Genomic DNA, 25,722 nt, shown 5'->3' with positions numbered 1-25,722 from the left:
CTCATGCCCCTGTCCACACCGTTTCCCGCCCGCGGCAGCGACCGCCCGCCCCACCCAGGCATCCCCGCACCCCAGCCTCCCAGCGGCACGCCGCTGACTGCGCCACGGAGACCGGGCGGGACGTCGGCCCGCACCGCGCACACCGACCGGTTTCAGACGACCGGCCCGCCGCAGCCCCTGCCCCGAGGTGTCGCGGAGCTGCCACCCGCCCACACCGCCCTGATCTGCGTCGCCCTGCCCGCACTGGTGATCTCCACAGATCAGGGACAGCTGACGGGACAGGGACTGGAGGGGTTCTACCGTGCGGGCCGACGTGTGCTGTCCCGTTGCCAGGTGCGGGTGGCCGGCCGGGAGCCGCTCGCCGTCCAGGGCCGCATGTTCGGGGCCGACCGTGCCCGATTCGTGGGGACGGTTCATGTGGCACCGGACTCCGGCCCGGACCCCGACGTCGTCGTGGAGCGCATCCGATCGGCGGAGGGCACGGAGCGCATCGTCCTGCACAGCGCGGCTCCCCGCCCGCTGCGCCTGCCACTTGAGGTGTCACTCGGTACGGACCTCGCCGAGTTCGGAGCGGTCGCCTCCGGCAGCTCGGGGCCTGAGCTTGCCGCCACGGTCCACGACTCGGGTCTGCGCTGGTCCTCGGGCAACGGCGACTGCCTGGTCACGGCTGTCCCGTCGCCTGCCGATGCGCTCGCCTCGGCCGGACTCCTGCGCTGGGAAATCGAGCTGCCGCCCGGCGGCTCACAGACCGTGGAACTGCGGATTCACCCGGATGGCCCAGGATCAGCCCGGGCGGTGCGGCGAGGGGCGACCAGCCCCTTCGTGCAGGCCCAGGCCACTGGCGACGACCCAAGAATTCAGCCCCTGCTGCGCACCTGCGTCGAGGACCTCGAGGCCTTGCTGCTGCGGGATCCCGCGCACCCCACCGACGTCCATCTGGCGGCCGGGGCCCCGTGGCGCTGCGGGCCGGCCCCCGCAGACTGCCTGGCCGCGGCCCGGATGACACTGCCGCTCGGCACGAGGCTCGCGGCGGGAACCCTTCGCATGCTGGCGCGCACTCAGCTCGGCGGACCCGGCCTGCGCTCGGGCATGATCCCCGGTCCTCGCCGAGACGCGGGGGCCCATCTCCCGCCGGGCTGCACGGGGACCGACGCCACCCTGCTCTTCCCCGTCCTCCTCGCGGAGGCCTGGCGCTGGGGGCTTCCGGAGCGGGAGACGGAGGAACTGCTCCCCGCGGCCGAGAGCTGTCTGCGGTGGCTGCGCACCACAGTCGGTGACGCGGTTTATCTCCCCGACCCCCAGCCGGATGGGCCGCTGCGCTGCGAGACCCAGGCGCACGCCCACCGGGCCGCGGTGCTCGGCGCCGATCTGCTGGAGGTGTGGGGGCGCCCGGGCGGACGGGAGCTGCGTGAGTGGGCCGAGGAGCTCCGTGACGCGTTCATCGAGGACTTCTGGATCGAGGACGGTTCGGGCGGCAGACCGGCTGCCGCCCGCACCCGGGACGGACGCCTGGTGCCGTACCTCGGTGCGGGTGCCGCCCATCTCCTGGACACCGGCCTGCTCGGCTCAGGCGCTCTCGCACCCGGGCTGCTCGACAAGGGGCACACCGAGCAGCTGGCACGGTTGTTCGGCGGACCCGTCATGGACTCGGGCTGGGGACTACGCGGCCTGGGCGCAAGAGAGGCGGCGTACAACCCGTTCGGACACCGCGGCGGAGCTGTGCGGGTTCAGGAGTCGGCGGTCGCCGTCGCGGGGCTGGCCGCCGCCGGATACGAGGAGCAGGCAGGCGCCCTGCTCGGCGGGATGCTGTCGGCGGCGGAGGCCTTCGGATACCGGTTGCCGGAGATGTTCGCGGGTGAGTCGCGGGCCGAAGGGAGCGCCCCCCTGCCGCATCCGGCGGCCTGCCGCCCCGCCGCCACGGCAGCCGCCGCCGGGGTGCTCCTCCTGACCGCCCTCGCCGGCATCCGCCCGGATGTACCCGCCCGGACCGTGACCCTGAGACCGATCCGCAGCGCCCCACTGGGCGAGATTGCGCTGACGGGACTGCGACTCGCCGGTGCTCCCTTCTCCGTGCGCGTCGGCCGCCTCGGCCTCGCCATGGTGGAGGAGGCGGCCGACGGACTTCAGCTGGGGGTGTGACCTCGGATGACGCGGCGCAGCGGCGCGGACGGTGGTCGTCGATGAGACCTGTGGCGATCGGGAGTGGATCAACCATCGAAGCGGTTGCCGAAGGGAGTGTTTATCGTCAGGCAGACGACTATGATCGCGACATGCCCTACGACCCGTCAGCCTTTCCGCCTTTCGCCGTCACCGTGGACCTGGTCGTGCTGACCGTGCGCCGCCATGCCCTCTGTGCGCTGGCGGTCCGAAGGGGCGAGCCGCCGTTTCAGGGCCGGTGGGCGCTTCCGGGCGGCTTCGTACGGGTGGACGAGGATCTGGCGCAGGCCGCTGCACGCGAGCTGGCCGAGGAGACGGGGCTGTGCGCCCACGACCCGTCCGTTCCGGTGCAGGACAACGGCGCCCACCTTGAGCAGCTGGCCACGTACGGCGACCCGAAACGGGATCCGCGGATGAGAGTCGTGAGCGTCGCCCATCTCGCGCTCGCTCCCGATCTGCCGGCGCCACGTGCGGGCGGCGACGCCAACAGCGCCCGTTGGGCGCCCGTGGAGGAGCTGTTGCAGCAGGGCGGCTACGGCAGGGAGGGGGAGCAGGCGGCGCCGCTCGCCTTCGATCATGCGCAGATTTTGGCGGACGGTGTCGAGCGCGCCCGTTCCAAGATCGAGTACTCGTCGCTGGCCACCGCCTTCTGCCCGCCCGAGTTCACTGTCGGCGAGCTGCGCCGCGTTTATGAGGCGGTATGGGGTGTGGCGCTCGATCCGCGCAACTTTCACCGCAAGGTGACTGGCACACCCGGCTTCCTGGTTCCCACGGGCGGCACGACGACCCGCCAAGGCGGTCGCCCGGCACAGCTGTTCCGTGCCGGAGGAGCCACACTGCTCAACCCGCCGATGCTGCGTCCCGAGGTCTGAACGTCGTCCGACGCAGTCCGTGCCACGGGCTGCTGTGGGCACGTGTCCGGAGCGGACGAAGTAGGCGTCGGTGCGGCGCCAAGATGACCGAAAAAGCGGATATATCGCGCTATCTTGCTTTGAGTGATCCAGGCGATCGGACTGACCAGCATCTCCCGCAGGAACCTTCCGCCCGCTGTCGACGACGTCTCCTTCGAGGCGCACGCAGGCCACGTCACCGCTCTCCTCGGAGGTCCCGGCGCAGGCAAGTCGACGGCGCTCAGGCTCATGCTGGAACTCCAACCGGGCCGAGGCATCACCTACTTCCGGGGTCGTCCGCTGCACCGCATCGCCCACCCCTCTCGCGAAGTGGGAGTCCTCCTCGGCGACGTTCCCGGCCATCCCGCGCGCACGGTCCGCGGGCAACTGCGCATGTTGTGCTGCGCCGCGGGGGTGCCGGTGCGCCGCGCCGACGAAGTCCTCGAGGTGGTCGGACTGACCGGCTTGCGCAACGAGAGGCTCGGCACGCTCTCGCGCGGCATGGACCGTCGCCTCGGGCTGGCCTGCGCCCTCCTCGCAGACCCGCACACGCTGGTGTTGGACGACCCCGTGGGCGGACTCTCCGCTCGCGAGAGCCGCTGGCTGCACGGCACGCTGCGTGCGCACGCAGCCCAGGGCGGCACCGTCCTGTTCACCACCGGCGACCCGAAGGAGGCCGCACGCACCGCCGATCACGTCGTCACGCTCGACGAGGGCCGACTCGTCGCCGACCAGGCGGCCGCCGACTTCGCCCGCACCCGGCTGCGACCCCGCGTCGCCGTCCGCAGTCCGCACGCAGCCCGGCTCGGCACACTGCTCACCAAGGAGGCGAGAACGGCGCAGCGTTCTCTGGAAGTCGTTCACGAGGACGGCAACCGGCTGTCGGTGTACGGAAGTACGTGCGCCGAGGTCGGTGAGACCGCTTTCCGGCACGGGGTGCTCGTTCATCAACTGGCTGATGAAGTCGGCGATATGGGGCCGGGCGCCGGCGCTGAAGCCGCCCCCCTCCCGTCCACGTCGCGGCCGGCCGAGCCGCTGGAGGCGGACGACCCGGCCCCGCTGCCGCCGCCCGTCGGCGTCCGGGCTGTGCCCGGCCCCCTGCGCCCCGTGCATTACGAACTGCGCCGCGCCGCCGGAATCGGCACGACGTACCTCACCGCGGCCCTCGCGCTGGTCTCCTCCGTTCTCGTCGCCGTGGTCCTCGCTCGCGCCGGGCACACCACGGTGGGCCGCCTGCTGGCCGCCTGGCCGCAGGTACTTCCGCTGCCGCCCGCAGCGCTCGGCGCGGGACTGCTCGGCGCCGTCGCCTTCGGCGACGAGTTCCGCCACCCCGCCCTGGCCGCGGACCGTGGAACCGTTCCCCGCCGCCTGGGACTGCTCGCCGCCAAACTCCTGGTCGCCGGGGCGATGGCGCTGCTCCTTGCCGTCCTCACCGTCGGCTGCGCCTTCGGGCTTCTCCATGTCGTCTATGGACAGGAGGTTGCCCGGGTTCCCGCTGAGTGGCTCCCTCTCGGCGTCAGTTGGTGCGGGCTCGTCGTCGGCTGCGCCTGGACCGGTGTGCTCGCCGCCGGCATCTTCCGGTCCACCACAGCCGGGCTGGCCGCAGTGCTCGCGGTGCCCGTGGTCGTCGCACCCCTCCTGGAGAAGGTGCTGGAGGGACCGCCCGCACAGACCTCGGAGGGCTCTGCCGCACAGATGCCCGAGCTCACACTTGTGCGGTTGCCGTTCGGTGCGGATCGGTATCTGGCTGCCGCGGCGCATGTGATCGCCCAACCCGTGGGTGCTGCGCTCGCTTTGTCCGTAATTGCCCTACTCTGTGCCTATCTGCTCACCACCCTGCGCGGCAGGGTCCGGTGACGGCGCTCCGTCACCATCGGTTCCCCTGTGTCCGCAACTTCCCCAAGACACGCCCATTTCTTTCCGATAAGGCGTCAATTGCGACGGGGTGAGCGATCACCCTTTCGTGTGCTTTTCACCAAAGACCTCAAGGGAGTTGGAGAGGGCGCCGACAAAGGATCCGTGAGTACCCTTGCGCACACCATGATGACCGCCGCCCGCTCAACAGACTCCGGCCTGGCCGGACCGGGCGAACTCGACCGCTACCCCTACGCCGAGGCACCCGCCCCCGACCGCGTGGGCACACCTTCCTGGGAGGCCGCGGACCCCGAACTGGGCCGCGTCGGCCGGCGCGCCGCGGGCAGCCGCGGACGCGGACTGCACGGCCAACTCGTCCAGCAGCTCGGCCAGATGATCGTCTCCGGTGATCTGGGCGCCGACCGCCCTCTGGTCCCCGAGGAGATCGGCCAGCGCTTCGAGGTGTCCCGTACCGTCGTCCGTGAGTCGCTGCGCGTTCTCGAGGCAAAGGGCCTGGTCAGCGCCCGCCCGAACGTCGGTACGCGTGTGCGCCCCGTGAGCGACTGGAACCTGCTCGACCCGGACATCATCGAGTGGCGGGCCTTCGGGCCGCAGCGCGACGACCAGCGTCGCGAGCTCAGCGAGCTCCAGTGGACCATCGAGCCCCTCGCCGCACGTCTCGCCGCCGGTCACGGGCGCGAGGAGGTGCAGCAGCGGCTCGGTGACATGGTCGAGATCATGAGCCACGCCATGGCGCAGGGAGACTCCCTGACGTTCTCGCGCGCCGACGCGGAGTTCCACTCGCTGCTCATCCAGGTCGCGGGCAACCGGATGCTGGAGCACCTCTCCGGCATCGTCTCGGCAGCCCTCCAGGTCTCCGGCGGCCCGGTCACCGGCTGTGACCGCCCGAACGACGCCTCGCTGAGCCAGCACGCCCGCATCGTCGACGCGCTCGCCTCGGGCGACGGGGCGGCCGCCGAAGGGGCCATGCGTCAACTGCTCACCGTCCAACCCGAGGTAGAGCGCGTGGTGCCCGCGCCGCGCGAGCACTGACCGCACTCCCGGGGGGTGCGATCTTGGGCAGGCGCCCTCGCCGGCCGGCACCCGGTCCGCGCGGCCGGGAGACCGCGTAGTGCCGTTCATCCGCCGTCGGACTCCGTCGGATCCTCCCGGGACCCGGCGGAGTCCGACGGAGATCATGGTGCCGCCGGCCTCCGCTCGCGCCGTCGTCATGGACGATCCGGCGGATGTCGATGTTCCGATGCGGTCGTGCGTTCACGAGCTCGTCATGGATTCTCTGTGCGGGGCTGTGTGGGGCACCGATTCCGGGGCATGACAGAGCGTGTGCCCTTTACGAGAAGGGCAGCAGGGATGAGATCGACGACCTCCTCTGCCCGTATCTGGACGTTTTTGAGCGGTTACGGGGTGTGACCCGGGCCACGCAGATTGGGCGTAACGCTCTACGGAACTGTGCGATGACCTAAGAGGTGACAGCCGAGGAGGGAATACGGACGCCGGTCACGGCGCTGTCCAACTTCCCGGCCCCCGCCCGCGCCGTCGGCCCATCCCCAAGCCGGCGGTCGGCTCCTGTCCGTCATGGAAGGGGCCGGAAGCCGTTTTCCAACGTTCCGAGAGGTTGTTCGTGTCGGCCAGCACATCCCGTACGCTCCCGCCGGAGATCGCCGAGTCCGTCTCTGTCATGGCTCTTATTGAGCGGGGAAAGGCTGAGGGGCAGATCGCCGGCGACGATGTGCGTCGGGCCTTCGAAGCTGACCAGATTCCGGCCACTCAGTGGAAGAACGTACTGCGCAGCCTCAACCAGATCCTCGAGGAAGAGGGTGTGACGCTGATGGTCAGTGCCGCAGAGCCCAAGCGCACCCGCAAGAGCGTCGCAGCGAAGAGTCCGGCCAAGCGCACCGCCACCAAGACCGTCGCGGCGAAGACGGTGGCCGCCAAGAAGGCGCCCGCCCCCGCCCCGGCAGCCGAGGCTGTGCCCCCGCTCGTGGCCGACGACCCGGCTGAGGACGCGCCCGCCAAGAAGACCGCTGCCAAGAAGACGACCGCCAAGAAGACGGTCGCCAAGAAGGCCGTCGCCAAGAAGGCGGCTCCGGCCAAGAAGACGACCGGTGGCAAGAAGGACGACGCCGAACTGGTCGAAGAGGAAGTCCTTGAAGAGGCCCCCGTCAAGGGCGGCGACGAGCCCGAGGGCACCGAGAACGCCGGTTTCGTGCTCTCTGACGAGGACGAGGACGACGCGCCCGCCCAGCAGGTCGCCGCGGCCGGTGCCACCGCCGACCCGGTCAAGGACTACCTGAAGCAGATCGGCAAGGTCCCGCTGCTCAACGCCGAGCAGGAGGTCGAGCTCGCCAAGCGCATCGAGGCCGGCCTCTTCGCCGAGGACAAGCTGGCCAACGCCGACAAGCTCGCCCCCAAGCTCAAGCGTGAGCTGGAGATCATCGCCGAGGACGGCCGCCGCGCCAAGAACCACCTTCTGGAGGCCAACCTCCGTCTGGTGGTCTCGCTGGCCAAGCGCTACACCGGCCGCGGCATGCTCTTCCTGGACCTCATCCAGGAGGGCAACCTCGGTCTGATCCGTGCGGTCGAGAAGTTCGACTACACCAAGGGCTACAAGTTCTCCACGTACGCCACCTGGTGGATCCGTCAGGCGATCACCCGCGCCATGGCCGACCAGGCCCGCACCATCCGTATCCCGGTGCACATGGTCGAGGTCATCAACAAGCTCGCACGTGTTCAGCGCCAGATGCTGCAGGACCTGGGCCGCGAGCCCACCCCGGAGGAGCTGGCCAAGGAACTCGACATGACCCCCGAGAAGGTCATCGAGGTCCAGAAGTACGGCCGTGAGCCCATCTCCCTGCACACCCCGCTGGGTGAGGACGGCGACAGCGAGTTCGGCGACCTCATCGAGGACTCCGAGGCTGTCGTCCCTGCGGACGCAGTCAGCTTCACGCTTCTCCAGGAGCAGCTGCACTCCGTGCTCGACACCCTTTCCGAGCGCGAGGCGGGCGTCGTCTCCATGCGCTTCGGTCTCACCGACGGTCAGCCGAAGACCCTCGACGAGATCGGCAAGGTGTACGGGGTCACCCGCGAGCGCATCCGCCAGATCGAGTCCAAGACGATGTCGAAGCTGCGTCACCCGTCGCGCTCCCAGGTGCTGCGCGACTACCTCGACTAGTCCTTGGCCGTAGCCGTTGAGGGGCCGGTTCCGTGGGAACCGGCCCCTTGCGTGTGCGTGATGCGGGGAACTGGATCACTGTGGGTGTTCTACGATCACCTGACAGTGAGGAGAGCCCATGCGTCGCCACCTCGCCCGATCGCTGGCCGTCGGAGCGGCAGCGGCCTTGATACCGCTGGCTTCTCCCGCTCCCGCGACGGCGGACAACGTCGTCATCGGAGGCTTCCCGGTCGACATCTCACATAGTCCTTGGACCGTCGCCCTCTCCAGCCGTGACCGGTTCGGAGGTACGCGTGCGGGACAGTTCTGCGGAGGAGTCGCGGTGAGCCGTTCCACGGTCGTGACCGCGGCTCACTGCATGAGTACGGCCGTCCTGGGGGCACCACCAGGGCAGGTACGGGACCTCAAGGTCATCGCGGGGCGCACGGACCTGCTGTCCAGCCAGGGCTCGGAAATCCCGGTGACCGCGACTCGGGTCAATCCGGCATACAACAGCTACACGAATGCCGGTGACTTCGCCGTACTCACGCTCGCCTCCCCGCTACCCGCGACTTCGGTCATCCCCATGGCGGCAGCCGGAGACCCGGCCTATGCACCGGGTACGGCGGCGACCGTGTACGGCTGGGGCGACGCCACCGGGGACGCCGACTATGCGCGCAGTCTGCGAGGGGCGAACCTGCAGGTTCTCCCGGACACGACGTGCGAGCAGGCGTATCCCGGCGGTCTGGACGGGAAGTACCTGCGTGCTTCCATGCTCTGTGCCGGCCAGCCCCAGGGCGGGCGCGACGCCTGCCAGGGGGACAGCGGGGGACCGCTGGTCGCCCAGGGTCGCCTGATCGGTCTGGTGTCCTGGGGAAGCGGCTGCGGGCAGCCGGGGAGCCCCGGGGTCTACACCCGGGTCTCGGAGGTCGTCAGCACGCTGACCGCCGACCACTGAGGACGGCGGTCCGCGCGCCGGGAGGCCGGCGCTCGTGTGCTCACTGCCCCTGGGGGCAGTCGGCAGCGATGGCCGGGCGAGGAGCGGCTGAGCACGATGACCGGGCGGGCGTCCTGAGGGCGCCGCCCGGGGAGTGCAGTACGAGTACGGGCGACCACTCCCTGTGAGGGGAGTGGCCGCCCGTTCACCGGCCTCGGCGCCGGTGTCGGCTCGTCGCGCGAGGTGTCAGCGTTCCTCGTCGGGTCCGCTCGTCGGAACGGTCAGCCGTTCCGTCTCGTCCTGTATCTCAGCGGCGATCTTCTTGAGTTCCGGCTCGAACTTGCGGCCGTGGTGGGCGCAGAAGAGCAGTTCTCCGCCGCTCAGGAGGACGACGCGCAGGTACGCCTGGGCGCCGCAACGGTCGCAGCGGTCCGCGGCCGTCAGCGGGCTCGTGGGGGTCAGAACAGTAGTCACGTCGCCTCTTCTCTAGCTCGACGAGCTGTCGTACCAGGGTCAACATCCAACCAGGCCGAAAACGTTCCCGCTCGCGGCTTCACCTCGAAAGATTCTTTCCAAGACGGTTGTCTGCTGCCGGTTGGCGGCGAATGTGCCGTATTACGTCTCTTGAGTCGTACGGGTTCGCGCTTTTTATCGGTTGTCCGCCCTCCCGGCCGGGTTGCCGGTTGTGGATGAGGACGTGCCCCGAGGCTAAATGGTTCATGCCTCGAAGGGAACGTGATATGTACTTCACCTCCTCGAGGGGATCGAACGCTCGTGCGACTCTGGACTAGTCTGAGTTCATGACGAGGGTGGCGTTACAACGGCCCTACCAGGCCTCGGTACCCTCGGACCGGCAACCGAAGCCGGCCCGCACCCCAAAGGGCCCCACCAGAAATTCAGCGAGGAGCGAACCGCGTGACCGCCGACACGTCCGTGCCGTCCACAGCGCTGCTGACAGGAGCAGGGGACGGCTCCAACTACACCGCGCGGCACCTCCTCGTCCTCGAAGGCCTGGAAGCCGTCCGCAAACGCCCTGGCATGTACATCGGCTCGACCGACAGCCGGGGCCTGATGCACTGCCTCTGGGAGATCATCGACAACTCCGTCGACGAGGCCCTGGGCGGCTACTGCGATCACATCGAGGTGATCCTGCACGACGACGGCTCGGTGGAGGTCCGGGACAACGGCCGCGGTATCCCGGTCGACGTGGAGCCCAAGACCCGACTGTCCGGTGTCGAGGTCGTGATGACCAAGCTGCACGCCGGCGGCAAGTTCGGCGGTGGCTCGTACGCGGCGTCCGGTGGCCTGCACGGCGTCGGCGCCTCCGTGGTGAACGCGCTCTCCGCGCGCCTGGACGTCGAGGTCGACCGCAACGGGCACACGCACGCGATCAGCTTCCGCCGCGGCGTCCCCGGCGCCTTCGCGAGTGACGGCCCCGACGCGAAGTTCGAGGCGACGAGCGGTCTGCGCAAGACCAAGAAGCTCCCCAAGACCCGTACCGGCACGCGTGTGCGCTACTGGGCCGACCGCCAGATCTTCCTCAAGGACGCCAAGCTCTCCCTGGAGACGCTGCACCAGCGCGCCCGCCAGACCGCGTTCCTGGTGCCGGGCCTGACCATCGTCGTCCGCGACGAGTACGGGCTCGGCGAGGGCGGGAGCAAGGGCGAGGAGTCGTTCCGCTTCGACGGCGGCATCAGCGAGTTCTGCGAGTACCTGGCGAGCGACAAGCCGGTGTGCGACGTCCTCCGCTTCTCCGGACAGGGCACGTTCAAGGAGACGGTCCCCGTCCTGGACGACCACGGGCAGATGACGCCCACCGAGGTCACCCGGGAACTGGGCGTCGACGTCGCGATGCGCTGGGGGACCGGCTACGACACGACGCTCAGGTCGTTCGTCAACATCATCGCCACCCCCAAGGGCGGCACCCATGTCGCGGGCTTCGAGCAGGCCGTCACCAGGACGATGAACGAGGTGCTGCGCGCCAAGAAGATGCTGCGCGTCGCCGAGGACGACGTCGTCAAGGACGACGCCCTCGAGGGGCTCACCGTGGTCGTCACCGTGCGCCTGGCCGAGCCGCAGTTCGAGGGTCAGACCAAGGAGGTCCTCGGCACCTCGGCGGCCCGCCGCATCGTGGGGACCGTGATCGCCAAGGAGCTCAAGGCCTTCCTGACCTCCACGAAGCGTGACGCCGCCCAGCAGGCCCGCGTCGTCCTGGAGAAGGTCGTCGCCGCGGCCCGGACGCGCATCGCGGCCCGCCAGCACAAGGACGCGCAGCGCCGGAAGACGGCTCTTGAGTCCTCCTCGCTGCCCGCCAAGCTCGCCGACTGCCGCAGCGACGACGTCGACCGCAGCGAGTTGTTCATCGTGGAGGGCGACTCCGCGCTCGGCACGGCGAAGCTTGCCCGGAACTCCGAGTTCCAGGCGCTGCTCCCGATCCGCGGCAAGATCCTCAACGTCCAGAAGTCGTCCGTCACGGACATGCTGAAGAACGCCGAGTGCGGCGCGATCATCCAGGTCATAGGGGCCGGATCGGGCCGGACCTTCGACATCGACGCGGCCCGTTACGGCAAGATCATCATGATGACCGACGCCGATGTGGACGGTTCCCACATCCGCACCCTGCTGCTGACTCTCTTCCACCGCTACATGCGGCCCATGGTCGAGGCGGGCCGAGTGTTCGCCGCGGTGCCGCCGCTGCACCGGGTCGAGATCATCCAGCCGAAGAAGGGCCAGGACAAGTACGTCTACACGTACTCGGATCGCGAGCTGCGCGACAAGCTCCTGGAATTCCAGAGCAAGGGCATCCGGTACAAGGACTCCATCCAGCGCTACAAGGGCCTCGGTGAGATGGACGCCGACCAGCTGGCCGAGACCACGATGGACCCGCGCCACCGCACCCTGCGCCGGATCAACCTCTCCGACCTCGAGGGTGCCGAGCAGGTGTTCGACCTGCTGATGGGCAACGACGTGGCACCGCGCAAGGAGTTCATCTCCAGCTCGGCGGCGACGCTGGACCGGTCGCGCATCGACGCGTAGGCGGTGTGCCGGGCGGCGCTCCGCCGCCCGGCGCACTGGCGCGGTGTCGGCCGTGTTCGTGCGCGGCGTCCGTCGGCTGAGCGCGCGCTGGCGCGCCGGTTGCCGGGCGCTGTCCGTCGTCGGTTTGTGGGCCTGCCCCGGCCACGTGTCACAGCGGAGCCCAGTGTGAGGGCCGGTGTCACCGCCTGCCCGCAGGGATTCTCCACCCCCGGGTGGAGACGGAGAGCGTCGCGGTTTCCACCCGTGATCCACCCAGGCTCCGATCAGCCGACCTGCGCTTTTCCGTAGCGTCGAAGGCGTCGACAGCACTCGCCGTCGGCATCTCCCCTTCCGCGCACGGAGGCTGCGATGTCCGGGCTCGTCAACGCGTTGGTGATCGTGGCCGTGGCCGCCCTGGTGGTCGTCCGCCAGTTCCGCGCGCGCCGGATCGACACCGAGCGGCGCTGGTGGCTCGTGCCCGTGATTCTGACCGTCCTGGCACTGCGCGAGCCCGGCATACTCGATGCTCATCACCGTGCGGAGTCGGCCCTGCTGCTCGGCACCGAGGTGCTCGTGGGCCTCGCCATCGGGGCAGGCTGGGCCTGGACCAGCCGTATATGGGTGGGGGCGGACGGTGCCGTGTGGAGCACGAGCACCAAGGCGAGCGCGGCCGTCTGGATCGCGGGCATCGCCCTGCGGGTCGGCCTCTTCGCGTTCGGGGCGTACCTGGGCGTCCACCAGGAGAGCTCCACGCTGCTGCTCGGCCTCGCCGGCACCCTGCTGGTTCGCTCCGGGATCCTGGTCTGGCGTGCGCAGTCCCTCACTCCCGCGGCCGGCCCGGCCACGGCGTACGGTGACGGCGCATTCAGGCGCGCAGGGAAGGAGCGTGTGTGACGGAGAACCTGTGGACGAGCTGGCCCTCCCGGGAAGCACTGTCCCGTGCGGGAGTCTCCGCCGCCCGGCGCATGCTCGGCCGGGCCGGCCGGCTCTTCGCCCTCGGAATGCTCCTCTGGACGACCTTCGCGGGCAGCAGCCTGCCCGCGTGGGGCAACGTCGCGGCGGCGGCCGGGGTGGTGCTGTGCGGGTTGCTGGTCTGGGCCTTCTTCCGGACCACCTTCCGCAATCGGCTGCCCTCCTCGGTCGCCCTGATCTCCCTGCTCCTCGGACTGGGGCTGGTCGCCTACACCACCGGTCTGCGTGTCCCGGCCCTTGTGCTCTGGTGCGGGTGCGCCGTCTGCTCCATGGAGCGGCTGCCCCTGGCCGCCGCGCTCCCCGTCGCCGCCACGGGACTGGGGGCCTATGCCGCGGTCACCAATGACGGCCGGCTGACCACCGTGGTCACCGCGGTCGGTATCGCCCTGGCCGGGTATGTGCTGCGCCTGGACGCCGAAGCACGTGGCAGCGCCTTGCGGCTGCTCGCTCAGGAACGGGCGGCGCGTGCGGCCGAGGCTGAGTCGGCGGCCCTGGCGGAGCGGACCAGGATCGCACGGGAGATCCACGACGTGCTGGCGCACAGCCTCTCGGCACAGCTCGTGCATCTGGAGGCGGCCAGGCTGCTGATAGAGAGGGAAGGCGACCGGGACAAGATCCTCGAACGGGTCGTGGCGGCCCGGGGCATGGCCAGGGAGGGACTCGCCGAGACCCGGCAGGCGCTCTCCGCACTGCGCGGCGAGATGTCCCCTGTGGAGGAGTTCCTCAGTGAGCTCGTCGCCGCGGAGGACGGAGCGGACGTCACCATCTCGGGTGAGCGCAGGCCGCTGACCGCCGAGGCCTCGCAGGCCGTCCGCAGGGTCGCGCAGGAGGCCATGACGAACGTCCGCAAGCATGCACCGGGCGCCAGAGTGCACATACGGCTGGAGTTCGACGAGCACCAAGTGATGTTGAACGTCCGCGACTCGGGCGGATCGCCGGGCGAATTGACCGGGTCGGGGGCCGGGTACGGTCTGCTGGGCATGCGCGAGCGTGCCGAGTTGCTCGGCGGCTCGCTGGAGGCGGGGCCGGGCGAGGAAGGATTCGTGGTGACGTTGAAGGTACCCGTATGACGGAGGAGGAGGGCGGCAAGCCGGCCCGGGTCGTGGTGGCGGACGACCAGACGGTGGTGCGCGAGGGCATCGTGATGCTGCTCGGGCTGCTCCCCGGTATCGAGGTCGTCGGCGCCGCTGGGGACGGGGAGGAGGCGGTCCGGCTCGTCGCCGAGCTGGCCCCGGACGTGGTGCTGATGGACCTGCGCATGCCGCGCTGCGACGGCGTGGAGGCGATACGGCGCATCCGTGCCGAGCACCCCGGCACCCAGGTCGTCGTGCTCACCACCTTCGCGGACGACGAGTCGCTGTTCCCTGCGCTCAGGGCGGGTGCGCGCGGCTATCTCACCAAGGACGCGGGTGGCGACGAGATCGTCCGGGCCGTGCGGAGTGTGCTGTCCGGGGGCGCAGGCCTCTCGCCGAGCATCCAGCGACGGCTGCTGGAGCGGTTGTCGGAGCCGGAGCGGGAGCCGGCCCCGGTCGCTGAGGCGCCGGACGGGCTCACCGTGCGGGAGACGGAGGTGCTCGTACTGATCGCCGAGGGGCTGACCAACCAGGAGATCGCGCGCCGGCTGCATGTCTCCACGGCCACCGTGAAGACCCACATCAACAATCTCTTCGCCAAGGCAGGGCTCAAAGACCGTGCCCGGGCGGTCCGTTACGCGTACGCAAAAGGCCTGGTGCGACCGCCCTCGCAGTGAGGTCACCTGATGGGGTGAAGAGCCCCGAGAAGAAGAGTCGGGGGTCTTCCCGGTCTGTCCATCCTTGGGCATGAAGTCAAGCAATGGTCGTCCCCTCGGGGACAAGGGCGGTCCCGACAGTCCGGTCGAGCAGCAGGGAGGCAGAGACCCGGCCCCAGCAGCGGCGGAGGCGGCTGGACGTCTGAGGCACGACGACCCCTGGTACGACGCGCTCGCCTCCGGCTGGGGCGAACTGGACGGCACCGGTGCTCCCGCTCCTGCGGTACCGCCCGCGCTCGCCGGTGAAGCCACCGCCCGAGTGGGCGACGTCTATCTGGAGGTACAGCGCAGCGCGGCGTTCCAGGAGGTGCGCAGCAGGTATCGGAGATTCGTGGTTCCAGGGTTCGTGGTCTTCTTCGCCTGGTACGTGGGCCATGTGGTGACCGCGCAGACCGCCCCCACTCTGATGGCACGGCCGGTCGCGGGAGCCGTGAACGTGGCGATGCTGGCGGGGCTGGGGCAGTTTCTGACGACGTTTCTGCTCACCTGGGCGTACGCGCGGCACGCCCGGTTGCGCAGGGATCGTGCAGCGCTCGACCTGCGCTGGAACACCCAGGAGTTGACCCGGGGAGCCAAGGGCGGCGAGTGGTGAGCGGACACCATCAGGCGCTGGCTCTGGTGCTGTTCAGCGTGTTCGTCGCGATCACGCTGGCGATCACCACATGGGTGAGCCGCAACCGGCGCGGGTCGGCGGAGGAGTTCTATGCGGGTGGTCGGTTGTTCTCTCCGATGGAGAATGGTTTTGCCATCGCGGGCGATTACATGTCGGCGGCTTCCTTCCTGGGAGTCACCGGGCTGATCGCGCTGTTCGGCTACGACGGACTGCTGTATGTCGTGGGATTTCTGGTCGCCTGGCTCGTGGTGCTGTTCTTCGTCGCCGAACTGGTCCGCAATTGCGGGCGGTTCACGCTGGCGGACGCCGTCGCGGCGCGGATGCGCGAGCGGCCGGTGCGGATCGCGGCGGGGACGTCCGCGGTGACCGTGTCCGTGCCGTACCTGGTGGCACAGATGGTGGGAGCCGGCAGCCTCGTCGCGTTGCTGTTCGGAGGCACGAGTGCGGCGGCGCGAGCGTGGACGGTGATCGTCGTCGGCACCCTCATGGTGATCTATGTGTCGCTGGGCGGGATGCGGGCCACCACCTGGATCCAGATCGTCAAGGCCGTGCTGCTGCTCGGCGGTACGGTCGCGCTGACCGTCCTCGTCCTGATGCGTTTCCACGGGAACGTCGACGCGTTGCTGCGGACGGCGGCGGAGCGCAGCGGGCACGGTGAGGCGTTCCTCGCGCCTGGCCTGAAGTACGGCGGCAGCGGGAACGCGCGGATCGACTTCATCAGTCTGGGTCTGGCGCTGGTCCTGGGTACGGCCGGACTGCCGCACATCCTGTCCCGCTTCTACACCGTGCCGACCGCTCGCGCCGCGCGTCGCTCGGTCGTCTGGTCGGTCGGGCTCATCGGAGGCTTCTACCTGATGACGATCGTGCTGGGCTTCGGCGCAGCCGCCGTCGTCGGACCGGACGCCGTCAGAGCGTCGAACTCGGCCGGGAACACGGCGGTCCAGCTACTGGCGCTGAAGCTGGGCGGCGGAGCCGAATCGGCGGGCGGAACGGTCTTGTTCGCCGTGGTCGCCGCGATCGCCTTCGCCACGATCCTGGCGGTCGTCGCCGGTATCACCCTCGCCTCCTCGGCCGCCGTCGCGCACGATCTGTACGCGTCGCTGCGGAGCCGTCGCGCCAAGCCGCGCAGCGAGGTGCGCGTGGCCCGGGCCGCCGCGGTCGGCATCGGTGCGGTCGCGATCGGGCTCGGGCTGCTGGCCCGCGACCTGAACGTGGCCTTCCTGGTCGGGCTCGCCTTCGCGGTCTCCGCGTCCGCGAACCTGCCGGTGCTGATGTACTCGCTGTTCTGGCGCAGCTTCACCACACGTGGCGCGGTCTGGTCGGTCTACGGAGGCCTGGTGCCCGCACTGGGCCTGGTGCTGCTGTCCCCCGTCGTCTCGGGCAGCCCCGAATCGCTGTTCCCGGCCGTCGACTTCCAGTACTTCCCGCTGCAGAACCCGGGCATCGTCTCCATCCCGCTCGGTTTCCTCGCGGGCTGGCTCGGCACGGTCACGTCGCCGGAACCGGCGGACGCGGCCAAACACGCGGAGACGGGGGTGCGGTCGCTGACGGGGGCAGGAGCAGTCTGACACCCGGCGAAGCCGGATCCCGGACGGGCCCCGCGACGGGCGGTAACTGATGCCGCGACGGGGCCCGGACCCGGCCGACCACGATTCCTACGGCGCCACCCACGCGTACCGGTGCTCGGGCCGTCCGGTGTCCCCGTACTTCAACGAGAGCCGCAGCCGGCCGGCCTGCTCCAGGTGGCGCAGATAGCGCTGGGCGGTGGAGCGGCTGAGCCCCGTTCTGGCAGCCACCTCGTGGGCCGAGAGCGGCTGGTCGGCCCGGTGCAGCACATCGCAGATGAGGTCCGTGGTCGGCTCCGAGTGACCGCTGGGCAGGCCGGGGGACGAGGACGCGGGAGTGGTCCGCAGGGCGCCGAAGATGCGGTCGACCTGCTCCTGGCCCGCCACGCCTCGGCCGCCGACACGGTCGACGGTGCGACGCAGGGCGGCGTAGGAGTCGAGGCGGGTTCGCAGCGCCGTGAAGGTGAACGGTTTGACCAGGTAGTGCAGGGCGCCCAGCCGCATGGCGGCCTGCACGGTGGCCACATCACCGGCTGCGGTGATCATGATGACATCCGTCCCGTGGCCGTGTTCGCGCATCCGGTGGACCAGTTCGAGGCCGGTCTGGTCGGGCAGATAGTGGTCGAGCAGGACCAGGTCGATCGGGGCGCGTTCGACCGCCGCGAGCGCCTGGGCAGCGCTGTGCGCGCGGGCGGCGACCCGGAATCCGGGAACCTTTCCCACGTACTTGGCGTTGATCTCGGCGACACGGAAGTCGTCGTCCACGACCAGGACGTCAATCATCGGGCCTCTCTCCCTCAAGGCCAGGCGAGCGTTAAGCCCGTGTTTCGGCTCCGCTTTTGTAGCGCGAGCAAAATGAGCACAACAGACCCTTGCAAGCAGAAGTCGGGGTTGCGCCCACAAGACTCCTGCCGTGGCCCGCACCACATCTACGGTCCCGGGTCATGAGCACAGACAGCAGCCCCGCCATCGAGCTACGGGGCGCGAGCAAAACCTTCCGGACCCCGTCGGGGGGTCTGCACGCGGCCGTAAAGGGTCTGGACCTGACCGTCGGACGCGGCGAGTTCGTCGCCGTGGTCGGACCGACCGGCTGTGGCAAGTCCACGACCCTGACCCTGGTCAGCGGCCTGGAGGAGCCCACCGAGGGTGAGGTTCTGGTGGCCGGCGAGCCGGTCGCGGGAGTCGGGGACAAGGTCGGCTTCGTCTTCCAGCAGGACGCCACGTTCCCCTGGCGCACGGTTCTGTCCAACGTCATGGCAGGACCGCGTTTCCGCGGTGTGCCCAAGGCCGAGGCGAAGCAGAAGGCGCGTGAGTGGCTGGCCCGGGTCGGCCTCGCGGCGTTCGAGGACCGCTACCCGCACCAGCTCTCGGGCGGCCAGCGCAAGCGTGTCGCCCTCGCCGCCACCTTCGTCAACGACCCCGAGATCCTGCTGATGGACGAGCCCTTCTCGGCGCTCGACGTGCAGACCAGGGCGCTGATGTCGGACGAGCTGCTGGAGCTGTGGGAGGGCACGGGCGCCTCGGTCGTCTTCGTCACCCACGACCTGGAGGAGTCGATCGCGCTGGCCGACAAGGTCGTGGTGATGACCGCCGGGCCCGCGACCGTGAAGCAGGTCTTCGACATCGATCTGCCGCGGCCGCGCAAGGTCGAATCGGTGCGCCTGGAGCCGCAGTTCATCGAGATCTACCGCGAGATCTGGGAGTCCCTCGGCGAAGAGGTCCGCATCACGCGTGAGAGGGGTGCCGCCCATGTCGCCTGAGGTGATCTCCGCGTCGGCCTCCGCCGACACCTCCAAGCGGCCCGACCGCGCCGTCTCCCGTGCGCGTGCCGCGCGCAGACGCAAGGTCCTCGTCCTGCTCGCCCGCGTGGCGCTCCTGGTCGCCGTGCTCGGCCTGTGGGAGGCGCTGTCACGGGCCGAGGTCATCGACCCGTTCAACTTCTCGATGCCGTCGAAGATCTGGGACCAGATCTACACCTGGGTCACCCACGGCACGGCGCTCGGCTCGCTCGGCGAGCAGATCTGGGTGACCCTCCAGGAGGCGCTGCTCGGCTGGGTCATCGGTGTGGTGGCCGGTGTGGTCTTCGGTATCGCGCTGGGGCGGGTCGCCTTCCTGGCCGATGTCCTTGGCCCGTACATCAAGGTGCTCAACTCCATACCGAGGATCGTCCTTGCCCCGATCTTCGTGATCTGGTTCGGGCTCGGCCCGTCCTCCAAGGTGGCCTCGGCCGTCGTCCTGGTCTTCTTCCCGGTCTTCTTCAACGCCTTCCAGGGCGCCCGCGAAGTCGACCGCAATCTGGTCTCCAACGCGCGGATCCTGGGCGCCAGCGACCGGCGGGTGACTCTTCAGGTCGTCATTCCGTCGGCCACCTCGTGGATCTTCACCAGCCTGCACGTCAGCTTCGGCTTCGCCCTCATCGGTGCCATCGTCGGTGAGTACATCGGGGCCACCAAGGGCGTCGGCCTGCTCGTCGCCCAGTCACAGGGCACATTCAACGCGGCCGGTGTGTATGCCGCGATGGCCATCCTCGCCGTCGTCGCGCTCGTGGCCGAAGGGCTGCTCACCTTCGCGGAGCGCCGCATCTTCCGCTGGAAGCCGTCGGACTCCGATCACTGACTCTTCCCCAAGGCCCGCGCGGTCCACGAGGGCTTCCCCGTAGCCGGACGGCTTCCGCGCAACGCCATTGCCAGCACCTGCTTTTTTCCTTCCACACCGCCATCTCACAAGGACGTGAACCGACATGCGCAACCGCAGCAGAATCGCCGCTCTCGCCACGGCCGGCCTGCTCGCCGTCACCTCGCTCACCGCCTGCGCCAACGAAGCCTCCTCCACCGCGTCTTCCGGTTCCGGCAGCAAGGGCGACGGGAAGGGCGAGAAGGTCAAGATCATGGTCGGCGGCCTGGACAAGGTCATCTACATGCCCGCGATGCTCACCCAGCGGCTCGGCTACTTCGACGCCGAGGGTCTCGACGTGGAACTCCTGAGCGAGCCGGCGGGTGTGCAGGCCGAGACCGCGCTGGTCTCCGGCCAGGTCCAGGGAGCCGTGGGCTTCTACGACCACACACTCGACCTGCAGACCAAGGGCAAGCACGTCGAGTCCGTGGTGCAGTTCTCGCATGCGCCCGGTGAGGTCGAGATCGTCTCCGCCAAGGCCGAGAAGGACATCACGTCGCCCAAGGACTTCAAGGGCAGGAAACTCGGCATCACCGGCCTCGGATCCTCGACCGACTTCCTCACCAAGTACCTCGCGGTCAAGAACGGCGTGAACGTCAGCGACTTCAGCCCGGTCGCCGTCGGTGCCGGCCCGACGTTCGTGTCCGCCCTCCAGAAGGGCTCCATCGACGCCGGTATGACCACGGACCCGACGGTCGCCACGGTCCTGCAGAAGAAGCTCGGCAAGGTGCTCGTCGACATGCGGACGCCGCAGGGCTCCGAGGAGGCGCTCGGCGGTCCGTACCCGTCGTCCAGCCTCTACATGCAGACGGACTGGGTCAACAGCCACAAGGACACGGTCCAGAAGCTGGTCAACGCCTTTGTGAAGACCCTGAAGTGGATGTCCTCGCACAGCGCCGACGAGATCGCCGACAAGATGCCGGCCGACTACTCCCAGGGCGACAAGACGCTCTACGCGGACGCCATCAAGAGCACTCTTCCCATGTTCACGAAGGACGGCGTGATGCCGCAGAACGGTCCCGAGACCGTCGAGAAGGTCCTCAAGGCGTTCAACCCCAACATCAAGAACGCGACGATAGACCTCGGCAAGACGTACACCACCGAGTTCGTGGAGAAGGCCGCGGGCTGACCCGCACCGGCCGCACCTCAGACGCGGGTCGCCCAGACGTAGCGATGCTCCGGGCGGCCCGCGTCGCCGTATCTGAGGGTCAGTGTGGCCCGGCCGCTGTGCTCGAGGAGCTTCAGATAGCGCTGCGCGGTCTGGCGACTCAGTCCGGTGCGTTCGGCGATCTCCTGGGCCGACAGCGGCCCGTCGGCGTGCATCAGGGCCCGGCGTACGAGATCCGCCGTGCTGGGGGAGTGACCCTTGGGCAGTCCCGGTCCGGGACCTGCCGACAGGGCGCCGAAGATCCGGTCGACCTGAGCCTGTTCGGCCTCGCCTCCGCCGTCGAGGGTGCGGCGCAGTTCGGCGTACGCCTCCAGCTTGGCGCGCAGGCCCGCGAAGGAGAACGGCTTGACGAGGTACTGGAGTACGCCGTGCCGCATCGCCGCCTGCACGGTCCCGACGTCACGGGCGGCCGTCACCATGATCACGTCGGTCTCGTGGCCGCGCCGTCGCATCTCCTGGACGACGCCGAGTCCCGTGCCGTCCGGCAGGTAGTGGTCCATCAGCACCAGATCCAGGTGGGGCAGGGTCTCCAACCGATCCAGCGCGGCGGCCGCGTTGTGCGCCTCGCCGACCACATGGAAGCCCGGGACCTTTTGCACGTATGCGGCGTTGACCCGTGCAACCCGGGAGTCGTCGTCCACGACCAGAACTCCGATCGGCCGGGTCATCGGGATCCCTCCTCGGGGGTCTGCACGGTTGCGTCCGGGTCCGGAGACCCGTCGTCGGGCACCCGTTGAGCGTGGACCAGGGAGCGGCGGTCTCCCACAGCGGGCCGCGGTGCCGGATCGGCCTCCTCCAGCGCTTCCGGCAGCACGACGGTGAACTCCGCGCCCCCGCCCTCCGCCTCGTCCACCCGGGCGATTCCCCCCTGGCGCTCGGCGAGACGACGCACCAGGGAGAGGCCGAGTCCGCGCTTGCCGTGGACGGGCGGCTGCTTGGTCGACCATCCGTCGGTGAAGACCAGCTCCCGCCGCTCGGCAGGGATTCCGGGGCCCGTGTCCCGCACCCTGAGGATCGCGGTGCGCCCCTCGGCGCGCAGTTCGATCTCCACGCGCGCGTGGGGCGTGCCGGCCACGGCGTCGAGCGCGTTGTCGACCAGGTTGCCGACGACGGTGACCAGTCCCCGCGGGTCGATCAACCGGTCCGGCAGCAGCGTGCCGTCCGCGATCCACAGGGCCACGCCTCGCTCCGCGGCGACCGTGGCCTTGCCCACCAACAAGGCCGCGAGCAGCGGATCGTGGATTTTCTCGGTGACCTGCTCGGAGGTGGCCCGGTGGTCGCCCACCACCTCTCCGACGAACTCCACCGCGTCGTCGTACATCTCCAGTTCGAGCAGTCCCAGGAGCGTGTGCATCCGGTTGGCGTGTTCGTGGTCCTGCGCGCGCAGGGCGTCGATGAGACCGCGCGTGGAGTCGAGTTCCCGGCCCAGCTGCTCCAGTTCGGTGCGGTCGCGCAGAGTGGCGACGGCACCTCCGTCGTCGGTCGGCATGCGGTTGGCGACCAGGACCCGGTGGCCGCGCACGGTCAGCAGGTCGGTGCCGGTGACGCGTCCCGCCAGGACGTCCGTCGTACGGCCCTCACCGAGTGCCTCGTCGAGGGGCTTTCCGACGACCTCGTCACCGATGCCGAGCAGACGCTGCGCCTCGTCGTTCACCAGCCGCATCCGGCCGGCCCGGTCCAGGGCGACGACGCCCTCCCTGATGCTGTGCAGCATCGCCTCCCGTTCGGCGAGCAGCGCCGAGATGTCGGAGAAGGCGAGGTCCCTGGTCTGCCGCTGGACCCTTCGGGAGACCAGGTACGCCGCCAGAGCGCCGATCGCGAGTGCCGCTCCGGCGTAGGCGAACAGCCCGGGTATCGCGTGGATCAGGCGGGCTCGCACGCTGTTGTACTCGATGCCCACCGACACCGCCCCGATGATCCTGCCGTGCGCGTCCCGCAGCGGCACCTTGCCGCGGGCCGAGCGGCCCAGGGTGCCGGTGTCGATCTGCAGGACGTCCCGGCCGGCCAGGGCCTCCCTCGGATCGGTGGAGACGACCTTGCCGATCTGCGAGAGGTCGGGGTGCGACCAGCGCACGCCCCTCATGTTCATCACCACGACGTACTCGGCGTTGCTGGCCTTGCGGATCCGCTCCGCCTCCGCCTGCACGGGCCCGTCCTTTGAGGGCAGCGTCGACTGGAGGTCCTCGGCGATCTGCGGCTGGGCCGCCGTGGTCTGCGCGATCGCGAGGGCCCGGCGCATCGCCTGGTCGTCCAGCAAACGGCCGAGCGGCGCCAGGAACAGCCCGGTGGCGAGCACCGCGACGCCCGCGGCGATGGCCACCTGCATCAGCAGGACCTGCGAGAACATCCGCCGCGGCATACCGAGCCGCAGTCGTCGTGCAGGGGGAGAGGGCCTCATGCGTACGACGGTACGGGGCCCAGCGCGCCCTGCCGTAGGGGGTGTGGCGTGGATCTCCTGCGGGACTCCCGTGGGCCGGAGCCGGTTGTGAGCCGGCGCGACGGTCTCAGCAGCGCGCGGGGTCGGTGACGACCGCGGCGTGCAGTTCCCGTACGGACACGACGTCCATCCGGGCCGGCGAACCCAGTACCGAGCCGCAGCTCTCCGGGCGCGGCGGCAGCGAGCTGCCCTGGGCCACGAGGACGTGCCACAGCCGCCCGTCGGTGTGCGCGACGGTGACATCCCAACGCGGTGCGTCCCCGTCGGTGCGGACGACGGTCAGCGCGTTTGCCGCGTACTCGTGGGCCGCCGTGCGCACCGCGAGTTCAGCGGCCTGCGCGGGGCGCTCCCAGGCGGAGCTGCCACGGCATCCCTCGACCACGACCCGCCCTTCTCGCACCCCCTGGAGGACCTCTTTGACATGCGGGGCCTGGGCCCGCCCGTACGCGTATCCGAACGGAAGGACGAGCACTGTGGGCGAGAAGCGGTGGCCCCCCAGGTGGGTGACCTCCCAGACGCCGTCGACTCCGGAGCCGGCCAGCTCGGTGGCGAGGGGACGGCCGAGCAGCGCGCAGCAGCGGTCCCGCTTGCCGTTGGTGCACACGAGGGCGAGCGGATCGCCCGTGTGGGGCCGCCCCCGAAAAATGTCGTCGAAGGTGTGCGGGTCGCCCATGCCGAGCGCCGTGAAGTCGAGGTCGAGCAACCGTTCGGGCGCGGAGGTCGTGGTGGCGTGCAGCCATACGTTTCCGGGAACGGTGTGGGCTACATACACCTGTCGTACGGACGGTTCGCCGCAGTCGGCGTGCCGGCCGGGTCGGCGGATGAGCGCGATCCGCACTCCGGTGCCCTCCGAGGCCGCATCGAGGGCGCGACCGAGCTCCGGGTCCAGGTGGCTCGAGGTGAGCGCCTTGGGTCCCCAGGGGCCGGGCTGCTCCAGGAGCAGCCATGTCCTTGCGGTCGCCGCGGTCCCCGCGAGGAGCTCGTCGAGGTCCCGGGACGCGGTCGTGCACGTACTCACAGAGGTGAGCCTAACCTGACTTTGCCTGGGGTGACTTCCGCTACCGCGGACGGGGCGCGTTGGCGGCGCATCCAGGCGCGCGAAAGGGGCGTGCGGAGCACGTCGGGAGAGCGGAGCGCGAGCGGACGCGCAACGGCTCACTCGGGGCGCGATTGCGGACACGGGCGTGCCGGGCTCAGCGGGGGAGCGGCTGCGGCGGACGCGCCCCCACGTAGCGTCCACTCGGGCGCATCCGCAGCGGGCGCTCCTCGTACTCCTCCAGGATGTGGGCGATCCAGCCCGCCGTACGCGCGACGGCGAAGACGGTCTCGCCCGCCGTGGCCTCCATGCCACACGCGACCGTGAGGACGGCGAGTGCCAGGTCGACATTGGCGTACAGGGGCGTGTGGCGGGCCGTCGTGGCGACGACGTCCCTGGCCGCCGCCAGGGCCGGGCCCGCGGCCGGTACGTCCTCCAGGAGCGCGAACAAGGCACGTGCGCGCGGGTCCTCGCCGGGATACAGCCGGTGTCCGAGCCCGGGGACGCGGCGTCCGGTGCGCAGTTCGTCGGCGACGACCGGGGCCGCGGTGCCCCGGTCCAGGACGTCCAGCAGCAAGCGGTGCGCGAAGCTGCTGGCCGCACCGTGCAGGGGGCCCTCCAGAGCGCCGAGGCCGGCCGAGACGGCGGCGTACGGGTGCGCACGGGCGGATGCGGCGACACGGACCGCCAGGGTCGAGACGGCCAGGTCGTGGTCGACTAGCAGCCCGAGTGCCGTGTCGAGCACCCGAAGTGACGACTCGTCCGGGGTACGGCCGGTGAGCCGCCTCCACAGGCGCTCGGCGAGCGGGACCGGCTCGCGATGTGTGTGCCGCAGCGGGGGAAGGGCGGCGACCATGGTGGGGATCAGGGTGCGGGCGGCGCCGAGGACCGCGTCCGGTGACAGGTCGAAGCGGAGCGGATCCGCGGTGGCCGCCGCGATCGCGGCCACCCGCAGCCGGTCGGTGGGGCCGCTGTGCTCGGGCAGCGCGTGCACGGCGCGACGGGCCACGTCGACGGCCGTGTCCGGGGCGGTGAAGGTGATTCCGGGCCGCAGCCGTCCCGTCCACAGCCACTCGGCGATCTCCTCGTACGAGTGGCGCGCGGCCAGCTCGGTCGCGTCGACGCCGCGGAAGTAGTACCAGTCCTTGTCGATCAGGGTGATGCCCGTCCGGACCGAGAGCTCGCCGCTCGCAGGGGAACTCCCGCCCAGATCACGTCTGTTGCGCCGCGCGAGTGCCGCGACCTCCTTGGCGTCGAAGGTGCTGCCACGGCCGCCCGGCTCGCGCCGGCTGCTGAGCTGGCCACGGCTCACATAGGCGTAGACGGTCTCGGGCTTCACGCCGAGCACCTCGGCCGCCTCCTTGGTGGTGAGCCGGGTTCCGTCCTGACCGTGAGCCGCTTCCTGATCTCTCATGGCCGCCACCGTATCCGTGGATCGAATATT

General features: G+C 70.1%; 21 protein-coding genes. 15 read left to right on the top strand and 6 right to left on the bottom strand.

Translation table 11 applies throughout. The features are described 5' to 3' along the window. Positions 1-3 precede the first annotated feature (3 nt). From ACQEXA_RS16820 to ACQEXA_RS16795, 6 genes are all read left to right on the top strand, one after another. Complete coding sequence (locus ACQEXA_RS16820; protein ID WP_432933707.1) at positions 4-2,139, top strand: glycogen debranching N-terminal domain-containing protein; 2,136 nt, start codon at positions 4-6, stop codon at positions 2,137-2,139. A 131-nt stretch (positions 2,140-2,270) separates the two neighbouring features. Beyond that, on the top strand, positions 2,271-3,029 hold the full coding sequence (locus tag ACQEXA_RS16815) for an NUDIX hydrolase (RefSeq protein ID WP_359394507.1): 759 nt from the start codon (positions 2,271-2,273) through the stop codon (positions 3,027-3,029). Between the two features lie 123 nt (positions 3,030-3,152). Beyond that, a complete protein-coding gene (locus tag ACQEXA_RS16810; protein ID WP_433130473.1) occupies positions 3,153-4,904 on the top strand; it encodes an ABC transporter ATP-binding protein in 1,752 nt (583 codons plus the stop codon). A gap of 162 nt (positions 4,905-5,066) precedes the next feature. Then, the gene (locus tag ACQEXA_RS16805) at positions 5,067-5,954 is read left to right on the top strand and encodes a FadR/GntR family transcriptional regulator (protein WP_432933711.1); all 888 of its coding nucleotides are present in this window, start codon (positions 5,067-5,069) and stop codon (positions 5,952-5,954) included. A 589-nt stretch (positions 5,955-6,543) separates the two neighbouring features. Continuing rightward, a complete protein-coding gene (locus ACQEXA_RS16800) occupies positions 6,544-8,094 on the top strand; it encodes an RNA polymerase sigma factor (protein WP_432933713.1) in 1,551 nt (516 codons plus the stop codon). Positions 8,095-8,212: 118 nt separating this feature from the next. Further along, entirely contained in the window at positions 8,213-9,031 is an 819-nt protein-coding gene (locus tag ACQEXA_RS16795; protein ID WP_433130471.1) for a S1 family peptidase, read from the top strand. A 225-nt stretch (positions 9,032-9,256) separates the two neighbouring features. On the opposite strand, the gene ACQEXA_RS16790 is transcribed toward ACQEXA_RS16795, so the two are convergent. After that, the gene (locus tag ACQEXA_RS16790; protein WP_359394518.1) at positions 9,257-9,484 is read right to left on the bottom strand and encodes a DUF7455 domain-containing protein; all 228 of its coding nucleotides are present in this window, start codon (positions 9,482-9,484) and stop codon (positions 9,257-9,259) included. Between the two features lie 441 nt (positions 9,485-9,925). Between ACQEXA_RS16790 and ACQEXA_RS16785 the strand changes: the two genes are divergently transcribed. The 6 genes from ACQEXA_RS16785 (at position 9,926) to ACQEXA_RS16760 (ending at position 16,967) form a co-directional block, all read left to right on the top strand. Beyond that, positions 9,926-12,046: a DNA gyrase/topoisomerase IV subunit B gene (locus ACQEXA_RS16785; protein WP_432933718.1), complete on the top strand. Its 2,121-nt coding sequence runs from the start codon at positions 9,926-9,928 to the stop codon at positions 12,044-12,046. Positions 12,047-12,394: 348 nt separating this feature from the next. After that, complete coding sequence (locus ACQEXA_RS16780) at positions 12,395-12,919, top strand: DUF1453 domain-containing protein (protein WP_432933720.1); 525 nt, start codon at positions 12,395-12,397, stop codon at positions 12,917-12,919. After that, a complete protein-coding gene (locus tag ACQEXA_RS16775) occupies positions 12,916-14,067 on the top strand; it encodes a sensor histidine kinase (protein ID WP_432933722.1) in 1,152 nt (383 codons plus the stop codon). The genes ACQEXA_RS16780 and ACQEXA_RS16775 overlap by 4 nt, the downstream gene beginning before the upstream one ends. Continuing rightward, a complete protein-coding gene (locus ACQEXA_RS16770) occupies positions 14,064-14,747 on the top strand; it encodes a response regulator transcription factor (protein WP_433130469.1) in 684 nt (227 codons plus the stop codon). Before ACQEXA_RS16775 ends, ACQEXA_RS16770 begins: the two co-directional genes overlap by 4 nt. Before the next feature lie 70 nt (positions 14,748-14,817). Continuing rightward, positions 14,818-15,378 carry a DUF485 domain-containing protein gene (locus ACQEXA_RS16765; protein WP_432933725.1) on the top strand — a complete coding sequence of 187 codons (561 nt, stop codon included), beginning with the start codon at positions 14,818-14,820 and terminating at the stop codon, positions 15,376-15,378. Continuing rightward, positions 15,375-16,967 (top strand): solute symporter family protein, encoded by a 1,593-nt coding sequence (locus tag ACQEXA_RS16760; RefSeq protein WP_433130466.1) that lies wholly within the window; start codon positions 15,375-15,377, stop codon positions 16,965-16,967. Before ACQEXA_RS16765 ends, ACQEXA_RS16760 begins: the two co-directional genes overlap by 4 nt. Before the next feature lie 87 nt (positions 16,968-17,054). Here ACQEXA_RS16760 and ACQEXA_RS16755 read toward each other — a convergent pair whose 3' ends face one another. Then, positions 17,055-17,747, bottom strand: a complete 693-nt coding sequence (locus ACQEXA_RS16755; protein WP_432933729.1) for a response regulator — start codon at positions 17,745-17,747, stop codon at positions 17,055-17,057. Between the two features lie 161 nt (positions 17,748-17,908). Here ACQEXA_RS16755 and ACQEXA_RS16750 point away from each other — a divergent pair, with 161 nt between their 5' ends. The 3 genes from ACQEXA_RS16750 to ACQEXA_RS16740 all read left to right on the top strand — a co-directional run bounded on the left by ACQEXA_RS16750 (position 17,909) and on the right by ACQEXA_RS16740 (position 20,766). After that, positions 17,909-18,724 (top strand): ABC transporter ATP-binding protein, encoded by an 816-nt coding sequence (locus ACQEXA_RS16750; protein WP_432933731.1) that lies wholly within the window; start codon positions 17,909-17,911, stop codon positions 18,722-18,724. After that, entirely contained in the window at positions 18,714-19,580 is an 867-nt protein-coding gene (locus ACQEXA_RS16745; RefSeq protein WP_432933733.1) for an ABC transporter permease, read from the top strand. Before ACQEXA_RS16750 ends, ACQEXA_RS16745 begins: the two co-directional genes overlap by 11 nt. A 124-nt stretch (positions 19,581-19,704) precedes the next feature. Beyond that, positions 19,705-20,766 (top strand): ABC transporter substrate-binding protein, encoded by a 1,062-nt coding sequence (locus ACQEXA_RS16740; RefSeq protein ID WP_432933735.1) that lies wholly within the window; start codon positions 19,705-19,707, stop codon positions 20,764-20,766. A gap of 17 nt (positions 20,767-20,783) precedes the next feature. On the opposite strand, the gene ACQEXA_RS16735 is transcribed toward ACQEXA_RS16740, so the two are convergent. The 4 genes from ACQEXA_RS16735 to ACQEXA_RS16720 form a co-directional block, all read right to left on the bottom strand. Continuing rightward, positions 20,784-21,473 carry a response regulator gene (locus tag ACQEXA_RS16735; protein WP_432933737.1) on the bottom strand — a complete coding sequence of 230 codons (690 nt, stop codon included), beginning with the start codon at positions 21,471-21,473 and terminating at the stop codon, positions 20,784-20,786. Next, the gene (locus ACQEXA_RS16730; RefSeq protein WP_432933739.1) at positions 21,470-23,203 is read right to left on the bottom strand and encodes an ATP-binding protein; all 1,734 of its coding nucleotides are present in this window, start codon (positions 23,201-23,203) and stop codon (positions 21,470-21,472) included. The genes ACQEXA_RS16735 and ACQEXA_RS16730 overlap by 4 nt, the downstream gene beginning before the upstream one ends. A gap of 106 nt (positions 23,204-23,309) precedes the next feature. Next, a complete protein-coding gene (locus tag ACQEXA_RS16725) occupies positions 23,310-24,260 on the bottom strand; it encodes a sucrase ferredoxin (protein WP_432933741.1) in 951 nt (316 codons plus the stop codon). A 175-nt stretch (positions 24,261-24,435) separates the two neighbouring features. Further along, positions 24,436-25,692, bottom strand: a complete 1,257-nt coding sequence (locus tag ACQEXA_RS16720; protein ID WP_433130464.1) for a citrate synthase family protein — start codon at positions 25,690-25,692, stop codon at positions 24,436-24,438. Positions 25,693-25,722: the final 30 nt, after the last annotated feature.

Origin of the sequence: Streptomyces sp. CA-106110 (genome assembly GCF_050936285.1) — a bacterium.
Taxonomy (GTDB): Bacteria; Actinomycetota; Actinomycetes; order Streptomycetales; family Streptomycetaceae; genus Streptomyces.
This window is presented reverse-complemented; position numbering and strand designations above follow the sequence as displayed.

What these genes read in the sequence shown, in the direction of transcription:
- ACQEXA_RS16820 (WP_432933707.1), top strand. Translation starts at nt 4, where the DNA reads ATGCCCCTGTCCACACCGTTTCCCGCCCGCGGCAGCGACCGCCCGCCC.
- ACQEXA_RS16815 (WP_359394507.1), top strand. Translation starts at nt 2,271, where the DNA reads ATGCCCTACGACCCGTCAGCCTTTCCGCCTTTCGCCGTCACCGTGGAC.
- ACQEXA_RS16795 (WP_433130471.1), top strand. Translation starts at nt 8,213, where the DNA reads ATGCGTCGCCACCTCGCCCGATCGCTGGCCGTCGGAGCGGCAGCGGCC.
- ACQEXA_RS16780 (WP_432933720.1), top strand. Translation starts at nt 12,395, where the DNA reads ATGTCCGGGCTCGTCAACGCGTTGGTGATCGTGGCCGTGGCCGCCCTG.
- ACQEXA_RS16770 (WP_433130469.1), top strand. Translation starts at nt 14,064, where the DNA reads ATGACGGAGGAGGAGGGCGGCAAGCCGGCCCGGGTCGTGGTGGCGGAC.
- ACQEXA_RS16765 (WP_432933725.1), top strand. Translation starts at nt 14,818, where the DNA reads ATGAAGTCAAGCAATGGTCGTCCCCTCGGGGACAAGGGCGGTCCCGAC.
- ACQEXA_RS16755 (WP_432933729.1), bottom strand. Translation starts at nt 17,747, where the DNA reads ATGATTGACGTCCTGGTCGTGGACGACGACTTCCGTGTCGCCGAGATC.
- ACQEXA_RS16750 (WP_432933731.1), top strand. Translation starts at nt 17,909, where the DNA reads ATGAGCACAGACAGCAGCCCCGCCATCGAGCTACGGGGCGCGAGCAAA.
- ACQEXA_RS16745 (WP_432933733.1), top strand. Translation starts at nt 18,714, where the DNA reads ATGTCGCCTGAGGTGATCTCCGCGTCGGCCTCCGCCGACACCTCCAAG.
- ACQEXA_RS16740 (WP_432933735.1), top strand. Translation starts at nt 19,705, where the DNA reads ATGCGCAACCGCAGCAGAATCGCCGCTCTCGCCACGGCCGGCCTGCTC.
- ACQEXA_RS16735 (WP_432933737.1), bottom strand. Translation starts at nt 21,473, where the DNA reads ATGACCCGGCCGATCGGAGTTCTGGTCGTGGACGACGACTCCCGGGTT.
- ACQEXA_RS16730 (WP_432933739.1), bottom strand. Translation starts at nt 23,203, where the DNA reads ATGAGGCCCTCTCCCCCTGCACGACGACTGCGGCTCGGTATGCCGCGG.
- ACQEXA_RS16720 (WP_433130464.1), bottom strand. Translation starts at nt 25,692, where the DNA reads ATGAGAGATCAGGAAGCGGCTCACGGTCAGGACGGAACCCGGCTCACC.